This window comes from Acinetobacter bereziniae, assembly GCF_016576965.1.
Classification (GTDB): domain Bacteria; phylum Pseudomonadota; class Gammaproteobacteria; order Pseudomonadales; family Moraxellaceae; genus Acinetobacter; species Acinetobacter bereziniae.
The window spans coordinates 4,638,287-4,652,559 of sequence record NZ_CP066119.1 but is presented as its reverse complement, the minus strand read 5'-3'; the positions used below and the strand labels follow the sequence as shown (position 1 = coordinate 4,652,559).

General features: G+C 39.5%; 9 protein-coding genes, 2 tRNA genes and 1 rRNA gene. 10 read left to right on the top strand and 2 right to left on the bottom strand.

Going from position 1 to position 14,273, the window contains the following annotated elements; all coding sequences use genetic code 11:
* Positions 1–39: 39 nt before the first annotated feature.
* Positions 40–579: a nucleotide exchange factor GrpE gene (gene grpE, locus I9192_RS21785; RefSeq protein ID WP_005034886.1), complete on the bottom strand. Its 540-nt coding sequence runs from the start codon at positions 577–579 to the stop codon at positions 40–42.
* An 825-nt stretch (positions 580–1,404) separates the two neighbouring features.
* On the opposite strand from grpE, the gene I9192_RS21780 reads away from it, so the two are divergent.
* The gene (locus tag I9192_RS21780; protein ID WP_005034888.1) at positions 1,405–1,671 is read left to right on the top strand and encodes a hypothetical protein; all 267 of its coding nucleotides are present in this window, start codon (positions 1,405–1,407) and stop codon (positions 1,669–1,671) included.
* An 80-nt stretch (positions 1,672–1,751) separates the two neighbouring features.
* On the opposite strand, the gene I9192_RS21775 is transcribed toward I9192_RS21780, so the two are convergent.
* Complete coding sequence (locus tag I9192_RS21775; protein ID WP_005034890.1) at positions 1,752–2,759, bottom strand: putative solute-binding protein; 1,008 nt, start codon at positions 2,757–2,759, stop codon at positions 1,752–1,754.
* A 358-nt stretch (positions 2,760–3,117) separates the two neighbouring features.
* On the opposite strand from I9192_RS21775, the gene tauA reads away from it, so the two are divergent.
* From tauA to I9192_RS21730, 9 genes are all read left to right on the top strand, one after another.
* A complete protein-coding gene (gene tauA / locus I9192_RS21770; RefSeq protein ID WP_010590986.1) occupies positions 3,118–4,107 on the top strand; it encodes a taurine ABC transporter substrate-binding protein in 990 nt (329 codons plus the stop codon).
* An 18-nt stretch (positions 4,108–4,125) separates the two neighbouring features.
* Complete coding sequence (gene tauB, locus I9192_RS21765) at positions 4,126–4,947, top strand: taurine ABC transporter ATP-binding subunit (RefSeq protein ID WP_005034895.1); 822 nt, start codon at positions 4,126–4,128, stop codon at positions 4,945–4,947.
* Positions 4,948–4,949: 2 nt separating this feature from the next.
* The gene (tauC, locus tag I9192_RS21760) at positions 4,950–5,789 is read left to right on the top strand and encodes a taurine ABC transporter permease TauC (protein WP_005034898.1); all 840 of its coding nucleotides are present in this window, start codon (positions 4,950–4,952) and stop codon (positions 5,787–5,789) included.
* A gap of 134 nt (positions 5,790–5,923) precedes the next feature.
* Complete coding sequence (tauD, locus tag I9192_RS21755) at positions 5,924–6,787, top strand: taurine dioxygenase (protein ID WP_005034900.1); 864 nt, start codon at positions 5,924–5,926, stop codon at positions 6,785–6,787.
* A 305-nt stretch (positions 6,788–7,092) separates the two neighbouring features.
* On the top strand, positions 7,093–8,994 hold the full coding sequence (locus I9192_RS21750) for a 5'-nucleotidase C-terminal domain-containing protein (RefSeq protein WP_200150031.1): 1,902 nt from the start codon (positions 7,093–7,095) through the stop codon (positions 8,992–8,994).
* Between the two features lie 613 nt (positions 8,995–9,607).
* A complete protein-coding gene (locus tag I9192_RS21745; protein WP_200150030.1) occupies positions 9,608–11,731 on the top strand; it encodes an AAA family ATPase in 2,124 nt (707 codons plus the stop codon).
* A gap of 561 nt (positions 11,732–12,292) precedes the next feature.
* A 16S ribosomal RNA gene (locus I9192_RS21740) occupies positions 12,293–13,831 on the top strand.
* 59 nt (positions 13,832–13,890) lie between these two features.
* Positions 13,891–13,967: transfer RNA gene (locus I9192_RS21735), tRNA-Ile, on the top strand.
* Between the two features lie 44 nt (positions 13,968–14,011).
* A tRNA-Ala gene (locus I9192_RS21730) sits at positions 14,012–14,087 on the top strand.
* Positions 14,088–14,273: the final 186 nt, after the last annotated feature.

Genomic DNA, 14,273 nt, shown 5'->3' with positions numbered 1-14,273 from the left:
TTCATGAAAATATTTTCAAAAAGCCCTCATTTATTAAGCTTATTGACCCACCATGACCATTGCAGGGCGAAGTAGTCGACCATTTAAGGTATAACCTTTTTGCAAAACGGTACCAATTTGGTTGGCAGCTGCATTTGGGTCGATCCCTACGGCTTGGTGTAAGTCAGCATTGAAGCCATTTGTGGTATCTGCTTCAACAACACCAAATTTTTCTAAAGTGGTAAGAAGAGATTTTAACGTGAGTTTTACACCTTCAAGTACAGGCGTTTCTTCATCGCCACCTGCCTGAATCGCACGTTCAAGATTGTCTACAGAATCTAATAATTCTTTTGCAAACTTCTCCAATACCGTATCTTTATGTTTTTCAGCATCGCGTTGAATACGCTCAACGCTTTTTTGTGCTTCATATACTGCATTTGCCGTACGGGCTTTTTCCAGTTTTAAACTCTCTTCTAAATTGCTGATTTGAGCTTGTAAAGCTTCAACGGTAACTTCAACCTGTTCATTTTCAGTCTGAGTTTGCTGTTCTGCTTGCTCGTTTTGAAGATCTTGGGCTTCTTGATTTTGCTCAGTTGCCATTGATTTACTCCGTTTAAATGGGTTCTTAAACATGTACAGTCCTTATCGGCAGCAGTTTTGCACTGTGTTCATTTTTGAACTGCCATGGTCGTTTAATTCGTCAATGAATATGAAATGTGGGCGAGCTACTAAAATTCAAGCAAGATTGAATATTATTTAATGAAATTCAGCAAAAAAACTCAGAAGCGTAACTGAATAACATATAAATCTTAATTTATTGTGTGAATATTCAGCAAATACATAGATTTTTTTCCACAAATAAAATGAGAAATTGTTTTTTTTCTTATTCTTAAATTGTGAAAAATGACCATTAAATTCATAAATTAAAATTGAATGAATAGATAAAAATTATAAATTAATATATAAAACCGATTAAACTTATTGAAAATAAGGCTTTGCGAAAAACATAGAGTTTCATTATGATGCTCCTAAGATTCTATGGCTGTAGTTTCTTTTTATTTGAATATGTTTTTCATAGCTTATCCAATCTTCTTGGATAAGCTTTTTTTTTGCTTCATTAAAAATTTTAACAATGTAACTAATACGAGACTTTTACGGTAAAAATATATTTTTCAACATGAGCTTTCTTCTTGTGTCAACTCAGCGCATATTTAAAAACTCAGACAAATGAATGATTTAACCTTGATATTTTATTTAGTCAAAATAAGTAATTGATTTAATAAACTTTGCAGAACTTATACGGCAACACGTTAAAAGTCTTACCAAGCTGCAACGAACTTAGCTGAAAAAATGGCAATCATAGTCAGCACGATGATGCGGATTGTATTGTCGTTTTTTAATCGAGTGATGATAAAGGAATTGATGATGAAAAAATCAGGTCTTATTTTTATGTTATTGGCAGGTGTTGCGGTGATGAGTACAGCATGTACTTCAAGTGAAACTACACAAGCACCTGAAACCACACAATCAGCGCCAATGAGTTCAGCAGATCAGCACCAATCTGCACAAACAGCAACAGTTGATCCTGCTCAGCAAGGCACTGCGGTAGAAGGTGATGCTACGATTCAACAATCGCAACCAGCTCAAGCCACTCAAGATCCAACTTTGGGTGAACAACCTTCAGCTCAGTAAGTTCTGAATTTAAAAATCAGGCGACTTTTTGGATGCCTCCATCGCCTGATTTCTAATGATCAATAGGATCGGATTAGTATTTATTCACCTGAGAGTGAACATTCAAAGTTGGTCCGATCCACAGTACAACGTGCTCGCTTAAGCACTGACATCATGGTTGGGTCATAGACTCCTTGTTTGGTCAATTCTAAGCGTGTATCCCGAAGTAGTTTTTGATAACGCTCTTTGTCCTCTTTACTTAAATTCAGACGATATTTATTTGGAATGCTTTCCTCTTGTTTTCTGACCATTTCAAACTGCTTTGGCATTTTTTTAAGGAACCATTCTCGAGATAGGTTACCAAAACCTGGAGAAAATTTACTGGTATTAAAAATCAAATCGGCAGTGACATTGAGTACAGGGAAGTTAAACATTGCCCCATTGCTACCTAAGCCTTTTGAAAGTTCTAAAGGTTTAAATGCATAAGCTGGCGCACCCACCATATCTACTTTGCCCTGATTAAACTTCACAATAAAATCTGAAATATCTGATAAAACAGGGATTGCGCCGACACGTTTTACTGCGGCGATCTGGGCTTTATCATAGGACAATACGGCGAATTTCTTTCCGCGTCCTTTTTCAATGGTGTTAATCGATCTATCATTCACAAAAATATAAGCAGGACCGATTTGAGCGATACCCCCCACTTCATACTCCACACCGTTGATTGTTGATTTCAGTCGTTGCGTGTTTCTTTTATCTAAAACGAAATTAATGGCTTTTAAGGCGATGGCATTGTTTGGAACGCCACCAAGCGCATCAATAGAACCAGCAAATTTATTAAATTGGCGTGCTCGCATTGCTGTTAAAAAGACAGCATCACATTTACCACTTTGGAAGTCTCGTTCTGCCATTTCTTCATTTTGATAAGCAATCAGCTGTATATCGGTATTCCACGCTTTTGCAGCGAGTGCCCATTCCTCCATCATTTTATAAGATTCACCAGCTTTTCCTAATAAGTCAAATACACAGACATCCTGTTTAGCTTGAGAAGCGCTTGATAATCCTAATAATGCGAGTGATGTAAAAGCAATAAATCCCTTTTTCATGTTATATCCTTATAGCTAAAAAGTGCTTTATTTATAATCAATATAGTAATTTTATTTAGATAAAAATAGAGCTTTTGCTCTATTTCCGATGAATAAACCATTGAAAGTGTTACTTAATGTGATTTAATTTTCACTTTATTATTTTAGTGAGATGTGTTTTATATTTTTCATGTGTTGCTGTGATTAAATAAAAACTCTCTAGTTTTGATCTAGATATCTATTCACAGTGAAAAGATCAATTTTATTAATGAAAAAAGTGAATAAGTAAATCTAAAAAACATATTTTTAATAATATACAAAAACCTTACCATAAGGCAGATTCTCTTCTTTTTCCATTGATTGTCAGCTTATATTCATCATGAAATTTCAGCAGCTTATTTTACTTTGCTCGTCTTTAGCTATGTTTAGCTATAGTGGTTGGGTAAATGCACGTCCAATTGTGATTGGTTATCAAACCAATATAGAGCCTGCCAAAGTTGCACAGGCTGATGGTGTATATGACAAAGTGATTGGAGAAAAACTGGATTGGCGCTTATTTAACAGTGGTGCTGAAGTTTTAACTGCTTTGGCTTCAGGCTCTGTAGATATTGCTTTGATTGGATCTAGTCCTTTAGGCGCTGCTGTTGCCAATAACTTGCCAATAGATGTGTTTTTGATTTCAACAGATTTAAAAAGTGCAGAAGCCTTGGTGGTCAGAAATGGTTCTGGTATCCATCATCCGCAAGATTTGATTGGGAAAAAAGTGGCTACGCCATTTGCTTCGACTTCGCACTACAGTTTATTGGGCGCATTGCAACACTGGAATATTAAACCCAATCAGATTCGGTTGTTGAACCTCAAGCCTGCTGAAATTAATGCGGCATGGCGTCGAGGAGATATCGATGCCGCTTTTGTATGGTCTCCAGCACTTGCCAATATCAAAAAAACAGGCAAGGTGATGACGGATGCAGGGCAGGTTGGGCAATGGGGTTCGCCTACATTTGAAGTTTGGGTCGCACGTAAGGATTTTGCGCAAAAGCATCCTGAAGTACTCAGCAAATTTTCCTCGGTGACTTTGAATTACTATGATGCTTACAACCGTAATAAGCGCCATTGGACTGCAAACTCAGCCGAAGTACAAAAAATTGCCAAAATTACCGGAGTTGATGCGCAAGATGTTCCAACGCTTCTTGCAGGGGCAGAATATCCTGATCGTCAAGCACAACTAAGCCCACAGTATTTAGGTGGGCGAACTACACAAAATATTGCCAATGCGGTTAACTTTTTGAAAGTACAGGGCTTGGTTAAAAAGGTCTCACCAAATTATCAACAATTTATTAACACTCGTTTTATCAACGCGTCAAAATAGAAATCGGGACTATTCATCATGGCTGTATTGACTGTAGAACACGTACAAGCACAGTACCCAGGTGCTGAGCAACCGGTACTTCAAGATGTGTCATTTCAATTGGGCTCCGAACAACTCATGGTTGCTTTGGGGGCGTCGGGAAGTGGTAAGACCACATTATTAAACTTGATTGCAGGTTTTACCCATCCCCAAGCAGGAAATATCAAGCTTGATGGAGAAAGTATTGTTGCACCAAGTCGTGATCGTGGTGTGGTGTTCCAAGATGATGTTTTGCTGCCTTGGCAGAATGTTGAGGATAATATTGCTTTTGGTTTAGAACTGGCAGGTATTGATAAAAAAACACGTCAAATGCGGGCGCATGAATTATTGAAACTGGTCAATTTAGACGGGTTTGGACAGCGTCATATTTGGGAGCTTTCAGGCGGTCAACGGCAACGAGTTGGATTAGCACGCGCTTTGGCTTCAGATCCTAAAATTCTACTGATGGATGAACCGTTCGGTGCTTTAGATGCTTTTATACGCGAACAAATGCAGTGTTTGTTGTTAGATGTATGGAAAAGTACGGCAAAACCAACTTTCTTAATCACTCATGATATTGAAGAAGCAGTTTTCCTTGCGACAGATCTGATTATTTTAGCACCTAATCCTGGACGAATTGTCGAGCGATTAACACTGGACTTTGCAAAAAGATATGCCAGTGGTGAGTCAGCAAGGAGTATCAAATCAGATCCAAAATTTATTGAAATGCGTGAGCATGTGTTGAGTCGTGTATTTATTCAAAATCATCAAGAGCAATCTCACTCATCTCAACAAACGTCAGCTCAAGGGCAAAAGGTGTAATGATGACAGCACAATTAGACCCTAAATTAATGACCTCGGCGCAATCACAGCCCCAAAAAAATAATGTTCCACGTGAAGTGAATATTACCTTGATCAGTAGCATGACAATTGTGGTATTGCTTGCAATTTGGTGGTTTGTCACTGCTGTAGGTTGGATTGATGCTTTGTTTTTGCCATCACCAGTTGCAGTATTAGACCGCTTGCAAGATTTGATGACCAATGGCTATATGAGTATCAGCTTATGGAGCCATATTGGCGCAAGCTTAGGTCGTATTGGCACGGCTTTGGTTGCTGCTGTAATTACGGCTATTCCTGTGGGAATTGCAATAGGTCGAAATAAAGTAATACGTGGTGTTGTCGATCCAATCATCGAATTTTACCGTCCAATTCCCCCTTTGGCTTATTTGCCTTTGATCGTAATTTGGTGTGGTATTGGTGAGTTATCTAAAGTTTTATTGATTTATCTTGCGATTTTTGCCCCGATTGTTATCGCAACGGCAACAGGCGTACGTTCGGTCGACCAAGCAAAAATTCGTGCTGCACAGTCTTTGGGTGCAACGCCATTGCAAATTATTCAACATGTGGTTTTACCGAGTGCTTTACCTGGCATTTTAACAGGTATTCGTATTGGACTTGGCGTGGGGTGGTCAACATTGGTTGCTGCTGAGTTGGTTGGTGCTTCAGAAGGTTTAGGCTTTATGGTGCAATCATCGTCACAACTTTTGGCAACAGATGTTGTGATTGTGGGTATTTTGATTATTGCTGTGATTGCCTTTGCACTGGAAATTGGATTACGCCGTTTGCAAAAGAAATTGGTTCCTTGGGATAAACAAGCTCACTAAGCGCTTTGATTTAAATCTTTGTGGGCATGTTGGCAAGATTGATAAAAACGCAATCGCCCTCAAATTGATTATTGTATTTTTAAAGCTTTAATAATGATTTGCCTTTAAAACATCGTGAGATGATCGAGGAAGAAATGAACGCTGTTGTATCAAATACTTTTAAAATTACACCATTGAATCCTACTATTGGTGCTGTGATTGAAGGGATTAATTTTAATCAAGCTTTGACGCCTGAAGAAAAGACATTGATCGAAACAGCATTGCTAAAACATCAGGTTATTTTTTTTAGAAATCAGCCGATGACAGCTCAGCAACATGCTGCTTTCGCTCGACAGTTTGGACAGTTACATATTCATCCCATTTATCCAAATATTCCAGAACAACCAGAAATTATGGTTTTGGATACCGAATTAAATGATTTGCGTGATAATGCACTGTGGCATACCGATGTCACTTTCCTTGAAGAACCTGCAATGGGTGCAATTTTGAGTGCGAAGAAAGTTCCAGCATGGGGTGGCGATACACTCTGGTCAAGTGGTACGGCAGCGTTTGAAGCATTGTCTCAACCAATGCAAGAGATGTTATCGGGTTTAACCGCAACACATGATATTGCACGTTCATTTCCGATAGATCGCTTTGGTGGTGACCCAGCAGAGTTGGAAAAGTTAGAAGCAGCCAAGAAAAAGCATCCACCTATTAGCCATCCTGTGATTCGTACTCATCCCATTACAGGTCGTAAAGCCTTATTTGTGAGTGAGGGGTTTACAACACGAATCAATGAATTAGAAGCCAAAGAAAGTGATGCAGTTTTGAAAATGTTGTTTGAGCATATTCAAAAACCTGAGTTTGTGGTGCGTTGGTCTTGGCAAGCCAATGATGTTGCATTTTGGGACAATCGTTGTACTTTCCACTATGCAGTTGATGATTATCGCCCACAGCACCGGGTTATGAATCGAGCAACATTGATGGGTGATCGACCATTTTATCAAGCAGATTAAGTTTCCACCGTTAAAAACCAATCAGATTCGATTGGTTTTTTTACGTTTGAATGTATTAAATTTAAAATCAATAAAAATCATAAATTTACATAATTGTTTTAGCAATAAATATAATAAAGCTATTTAAAAACTAAGACGGTACATTCAGACTGGTACAAGGTTTTTGTGATTAAAAGCATTAAACTATTTGGAAATTCAAGATTTCAATGTAGGTTTTTTATGTGAAAAATGTTTAATTATTCATCAAAATTAAATAAACGATCAACATACTAAGCAAGAATAATTTATTGCTTGTTGGAAATATCATGTTGATTAATAAGAAAAAGCAAATATTTTTGCTGAGTATGCTTTCTACGTTGCTGGTGGCATGTAATGATGATAATGATCATTCAAATGTTGATCAGCCTGTAGAAGCAAAACCATTAGAGTTAAACATCCTACATATAAATGACCACCATTCACATTTAGATGAAGAAAGTATCAAATTTAAAACCAATGTGGGGACTGGGGAAGAAGAATTCAGTGTTACAAGTGGTGGTTTTGCGCGTGTAGCTAGCTTAATTAATCAACTTGCAGCAGAAAAGAAAAACGCTTTTAAAATCCATGCAGGTGATGCGACCACTGGTGATTTGTACTATAACCTTACGGAAGGTAAAGCAGATGCTGATGCGATGAATACCGTTTGTTTTGATACATTTACCCCTGGAAATCATGAATTCGATGCTAAGGATGATGGTTTAAAGAAATTTATTGGTTTCCTAGACCAAGGTACTTGTAAAGAAAAGACTCAAGTCCTGACTGCCAACGTAAGTTTCGGGGCATCTTCGCCATTGTATAAAACCAACCGTATTTTAAAGTCACAAGTCTTTGAGAAAGATGGTGTTAAATTCGCAATTATTGGTTTAACTGTGGCGAAAAAAACCAAAAACTCTTCTCAGCCGAATGCTGATACATTATTTGCTGATGAAATCGAAACCGCACAACAAGAAATTAATCAATACAAAGCACAAGGCATCAAAAATATTATTCTACAAACCCATGTGGGATATGACCTCGATCAACAGTTGGCAAAATCACTTACAGATGTCGATGTGATCATTGGTGGCGATTCACATACTTTACTGGGTCCAGATGGCTTAAAAAAATATGGGATGACGCCTGAAGGTGCTTATCCGACTCAGCTACGCAATAAAGATGGTCAATTGGTCTGTGTGGCTCAAGCTTGGCAATATAGTTATATCGTGGGAGATCTCAATGTTAAGTTCGACAAAAATGGTAATGTCGAAAGCTGTAGTGGTACGCCGCATGTTTTAATTGGAAATAATTTTACCCGTACAGCGAAAGATGCAAAAGCAGTCACCGAAACAGAAAAACAAGCTATTCTGGCTCAATTTAAAACAGACAATGCACCGTTTACTGTGGTCACACCATTACAAAAGACTTTAGATGTTTTAAAACCCTATCAGGATCAAAAGAAAAGCTTTGCTCAAAAAATTGTAGGGCAGGCGACAGATAATCTATGCTCGCGCCGAGTACCAGGAACATTACGTGATGTAAACCGTTCTACATTAGGAGATGTGTGTAATAAAAATACTCATGTCGATCAACATGGTGGTGATATTCAGCAAATTATTGCCGAAGCATTTTTACAACAAGGTAAAGTGTTTTTTGGTGCAGATATTTCCTTCCAAAATGGCGGTGGTGTCCGTGAAGATGTTGCTTTGGGCGATGTCACGGTCGGTAAAATTTATAATGTATTACCTTTTAAAAATACGTTGTTGCGTTTAGATTTGACCGGTGCTGAAGTTAAAGCAACACTCGAAGATGCGATCGACGGAGTGATTACCCAGAATAACACGGGAAGTTATCCATACACGGGTGGTTTACGTTGGAATGTTGATTTCACAAAAGATAAAGGTCAGCGCCTCAGTCAAATACAAGTACGTAATGCAGCAGGACAATATGAAAATATTGATCTGAATAAAACCTATAAAGTGATCACCATTGATTTTCTTGCCAATGGCGGGGATTACTATACGACTTTAAAGACCATCACTGGTGAGCGTCGTTTAGATGTCGGCTTAGATTATGCCGAGGCTTTCCTTAAATATGCCCAAGCTTTGACTGGTCAAGAAGGGCAAAAGAAAATTAATAAATTAGCAACGACTGAATATAGTACTCAGCTTTTTATAGATAAAGCGAAATAACCTGAAAGACAATAAAAAATCTCGCTTAGGCGGGATTTTTTATTTTTTCTGTTTGGGTAAAACCTTGATAGTCTTGAGGTTGATAGCGCATAGGAATTTCAAAACGTTTAAATTTCCTTAGACGAAGAAAATGGATTGCTTTAAAAGAATAATGAAGGCTAAAAATCTAAGAAAGAATTGCAAAAATAGATGCTTCACATTAAAATGAGCCAAAATTTAGCCACGATGGCTTAAATAATCACAATGATGACCGTTTTTTTCTTTCACTTGCCTTATTTGATCTTGTAACGTTGCCATTTGACAAGATTGTAGACGACCACTGACTGGTTGCAGGATAACCATAATATCTTGATTAAACCCAGCACATTTTAGACACCTGTTTGAAATGTAATTTGAATCTACATTTAAATTCAATATTCGGGAGAACAATCATGTTGTTTAGCGTATTTCTTATTTTGGGCTTTCAATAGACCCTCATACATTTTAATCGTTTAAATTAAACGAACAAAAACCTTATTTTAAAGAATATACATGTTCTTCGGGATCGCTTTGCTTGTAAAAAATACAGATTAGCTAAAGCCAAACTCGGACATGAAAAGAAAAAAGTGAATATATGAACGAATATATAAATCAACCTTTTGCATATACGGTGCAACATGTTGAGGTTGCGGATTTTGCTGAAATTTCTCCGATTGTAAAACTCTGGGCTTTTCGACTTTTGCTGGAGCTGGGAGGCGCAAAAGAATTTATTTCTGATCATTGTTTTAGCCATCAATGGATTGCTAAGAAACTTGGTTTTTCAGAAGCATTACTTGCGGATCAATTTAATGAGCAAGCAGCTTATCAAGAACTCAATCAATTGCATAAAAGCATTCAGCAACAAAATTTATTGAATGCTTTTCAATTTAATGATGAGTTGCAATATAACTTGAAATTAATCCAACAATTGCTGGATTTAAACGCTGTCGAAACAACGATTTTAGGTTTTGTAGTGATGCTCAACAGTGAGCAACTTTTAGATGATGTCGCTGACACGATTGGTGAGCTCACGGCTTCTAAAACGATTCGTGCTTTGGCTGTGGTTTTGGATTTACCTTATGACGAGATCCGTCAAGCGCTGTCTGTACAAGGGCGTTTACATCGTAGTGGTTTGATCAGTGTGCAGCAGCACTATCGTAACTATTTACGTGGAAAACTGAATCTGGTCTCTAACCAATTGGCGGATAAATTATTGGTGAAAACCAATGATGTTATGGATCTTTTTGTTGGCACGATCAATAAAAGTCATCCTGCTGAATTGACGCTTAGGGACTATCCTCATTTAGCCTCTGAATTGACCTTGTTGATGGCTTATCTAAAGCAAGTGAAACAGAATAAGCAAGAAGGTGTGAATATTTTTCTGTATGGCAGTTCTGGTACAGGCAAAACACAACTCTGTAAAACATTGGCACAAGAAATGGGCGTACAGCTTTTTGAAATCTCCTGTGAAGATGAAGATGGTGATGCGATTTCAGCGACAGGGCGTTTATGTGCTTATCGTGCGGCACAATGTATTTTCGATAGCCAATCTGCTTTATTGATGTTTGATGAAGTGGAAGATGTGTTTAATGACACTGAAAATGGTGTCGGCATGAAAAGCACAGCGCAAAGTCGTAAGGCTTGGGTCAACCGGATATTAGAAAAAAATCGAACACCTACGATTTGGGTTTCAAACTCTGATCAGCTTGATCCTGCGTTTATTCGCCGTTTTGACATGGTGTTAGAAATAAAAGTCCCTCCTAAACAGCAACGGAGCAGCTTTATACAACAGCATTGTGGTGAAGATCTCAATATGTTGTATCAACAAGCGTTTGCCAATGTTGAACAACTTTCCCCTGCAATTTTACGTCGCAGTTATCGTGTTGCGAAAGTGGCACAGATGGAAAATGAAGGTTTAGTGGTACAGGAAAGCATGACTCAATTGGTTTCCAATACACTGAAAGCACAAGGGTATCAAGCGATTCGGTTGCAAGATAGCAATGCATTACCCAAATTCTATGACTTGGCTTATATCAACTGTAAGTCAAATCTTGCTGAAATCACAACAGGGATACAGCAACATGGTTTCGGACGTTTATGTCTATATGGTGCATCTGGAACGGGTAAGACCGCATTTGCAAGATGGCTTTCTGAACGTATCAATCGACCATTACTGATTAAGCGTGGCTCAGATTTGATTTCAGCTTGGGTGGGGGAAACAGAAAAAAATCTTGCAAATGCTTTTCAGGAAGCGGAAGAGATGCAAGCTGTTTTACTCTTGGATGAAGTAGATGGTTTGTTACAAGACCGTCGTCAAGCAACACGTTCTTGGGAAGTTTCTCAAGTAAATGAGTTTTTGGTTCAAATGGAAAGCTTTAATGGTGTTATGGTTGCAACAACCAATCGTTTTGATGAGTTGGATCAGGCAGCAATGCGCCGTTTTGACTTTAAGATGCATTTTGATTTTTTAAATTATGCTCAACGCTTGGCTTTGTTGGAAAACGTTTGTACCCAACTGAAGCTTGTTGTGCATGAGTCAGAGATAAAGTCTAAGTTATATGCTCTAGATCGTTTAAGTGCTGGAGACTTTGCAGTGATTGTACGACAGTCCTGTTTTCATCCGTTTGAAAGTGTGAATGCGGTTGTGCAGCATCTTGCCGATGAAATGGCTGCCAAATATAAAAGCTCACAAAGTATTGGATTTACCGCATCGACTTGATGCGGTTTTTCTTTTTAAAGTGCGATCACAAGACAAATGCCACGATTTTCTGGCTTTCGTATGCAAAACACAGCATTAAAATAGATTGAATATGAAAAAAATACAGAAAAATGCTTAAAAAATAGATAAAAAAGCAAAAAAAAGGGTGAATTTGAGGAAAAAACATCCATCCGAACAGAAAGATTAAAAAAGGGGGTTGTGTTAGGTTAGGAATGCTGTAGAATGCACATCCATCGGCGGTGATGAAGATTAAAACTTCTGATAAAACAATGACTTGGTTGAATTGATTAAGTTGGGTTTTAGAAAGGAAGTTTAAAAAATAATTTGAAATCACAGTTGACTTTCTAGAGATAGAGAGTAATATAGCCGACCTAGCTTGATGCTGACGAAGCATGAAGAAGATCATTAAGAGAATATGAAGAACAACTTGTGTGGATTTTTACTGATTGATTGATCGAAATATTATCATTGATTGATTGGTTTAAATTACTCGAAGTTTATTTGAGAGAATTTGTCAGTAATTGATGAGCCAGAATTGTGACCTTAAGTCACTAATGATTTTAACTGAAGAGTTTGATCATGGCTCAGATTGAACGCTGGCGGCAGGCTTAACACATGCAAGTCGAGCGGGGGAGATTGCTTCGGTAATTGACCTAGCGGCGGACGGGTGAGTAATACTTAGGAATCTGCCTATTAATGGGGGACAACATCTCGAAAGGGATGCTAATACCGCATACGCCCTACGGGGGAAAGCAGGGGATCACTTGTGACCTTGCGTTAATAGATGAGCCTAAGTCGGATTAGCTAGTTGGTGGGGTAAAGGCCTACCAAGGCGACGATCTGTAGCGGGTCTGAGAGGATGATCCGCCACACTGGGACTGAGACACGGCCCAGACTCCTACGGGAGGCAGCAGTGGGGAATATTGGACAATGGGGGGAACCCTGATCCAGCCATGCCGCGTGTGTGAAGAAGGCCTTATGGTTGTAAAGCACTTTAAGCGAGGAGGAGGCTCTTTTGGTTAATACCCAAGATGAGTGGACGTTACTCGCAGAATAAGCACCGGCTAACTCTGTGCCAGCAGCCGCGGTAATACAGAGGGTGCGAGCGTTAATCGGATTTACTGGGCGTAAAGCGTGCGTAGGCGGCTTTTTAAGTCGGATGTGAAATCCCCGAGCTTAACTTGGGAATTGCATTCGATACTGGGAAGCTAGAGTATGGGAGAGGATGGTAGAATTCCAGGTGTAGCGGTGAAATGCGTAGAGATCTGGAGGAATACCGATGGCGAAGGCAGCCATCTGGCCTAATACTGACGCTGAGGTACGAAAGCATGGGGAGCAAACAGGATTAGATACCCTGGTAGTCCATGCCGTAAACGATGTCTACTAGCCGTTGGGGTCTTTGAGACTTTAGTGGCGCAGCTAACGCGATAAGTAGACCGCCTGGGGAGTACGGTCGCAAGACTAAAACTCAAATGAATTGACGGGGGCCCGCACAAGCGGTGGAGCATGTGGTTTAATTCGATGCAACGCGAAGAACCTTACCTGGTCTTGACATAGTAAGAACTTTCCAGAGATGGATTGGTGCCTTCGGGAACTTACATACAGGTGCTGCATGGCTGTCGTCAGCTCGTGTCGTGAGATGTTGGGTTAAGTCCCGCAACGAGCGCAACCCTTTTCCTTACTTGCCAGCATTTCGGATGGGAACTTTAAGGATACTGCCAGTGACAAACTGGAGGAAGGCGGGGACGACGTCAAGTCATCATGGCCCTTACGACCAGGGCTACACACGTGCTACAATGGTCGGTACAAAGGGTTGCTACCTAGCGATAGGATGCTAATCTCAAAAAGCCGATCGTAGTCCGGATTGGAGTCTGCAACTCGACTCCATGAAGTCGGAATCGCTAGTAATCGCGGATCAGAATGCCGCGGTGAATACGTTCCCGGGCCTTGTACACACCGCCCGTCACACCATGGGAGTTTGTTGCACCAGAAGTAGGTAGTCTAACCGTAAGGAGGACGCTTACCACGGTGTGGCCGATGACTGGGGTGAAGTCGTAACAAGGTAGCCGTAGGGGAACCTGCGGCTGGATCACCTCCTTAACGAAAGATTGACGATTGGTAAGAATCCACAACAAGTTGTTCTTCATTGATGTATCTGAGGGTCTGTAGCTCAGTTGGTTAGAGCACACGCTTGATAAGCGTGGGGTCACAAGTTCAAGTCTTGTCAGACCCACCAAGTCTACTGAACACAGAAGAGCAGATATATTAAGATCTTAAGCTGGGGACTTAGCTTAGTTGGTAGAGCGCCTGCTTTGCACGCAGGAGGTCAGGAGTTCGACTCTCCTAGTCTCCACCACTACTACGCAGTTACCTGATTAAAAAAGATTGATTATAGAAATTAATGAACTGAAGTTTATAGAGTTTATTAACTTCTGTGATTTATCACAGTGAACTACTTGCTGACGAGGCGGTAGTGAATCATTAACAGAATATATTTGAGTTGAAATAATTGTTTAACTCGTTTTATGAAGCTTAACAAGCA

Excerpts from the sequence above, each read along its gene's own strand:
- I9192_RS21745 (WP_200150030.1), top strand. The coding sequence starts at position 9,608 with ATGAACGAATATATAAATCAACCTTTTGCATATACGGTGCAACATGTT.
- tauD (WP_005034900.1), top strand. The coding sequence starts at position 5,924 with ATGAACGCTGTTGTATCAAATACTTTTAAAATTACACCATTGAATCCT.
- I9192_RS21775 (WP_005034890.1), bottom strand. The coding sequence starts at position 2,759 with ATGAAAAAGGGATTTATTGCTTTTACATCACTCGCATTATTAGGATTA.
- tauB (WP_005034895.1), top strand. The coding sequence starts at position 4,126 with ATGGCTGTATTGACTGTAGAACACGTACAAGCACAGTACCCAGGTGCT.
- I9192_RS21750 (WP_200150031.1), top strand. The coding sequence starts at position 7,093 with ATGTTGATTAATAAGAAAAAGCAAATATTTTTGCTGAGTATGCTTTCT.
- tauA (WP_010590986.1), top strand. The coding sequence starts at position 3,118 with ATGAAATTTCAGCAGCTTATTTTACTTTGCTCGTCTTTAGCTATGTTT.
- I9192_RS21780 (WP_005034888.1), top strand. The coding sequence starts at position 1,405 with ATGAAAAAATCAGGTCTTATTTTTATGTTATTGGCAGGTGTTGCGGTG.
- grpE (WP_005034886.1), bottom strand. The coding sequence starts at position 579 with ATGGCAACTGAGCAAAATCAAGAAGCCCAAGATCTTCAAAACGAGCAA.
- tauC (WP_005034898.1), top strand. The coding sequence starts at position 4,950 with ATGACAGCACAATTAGACCCTAAATTAATGACCTCGGCGCAATCACAG.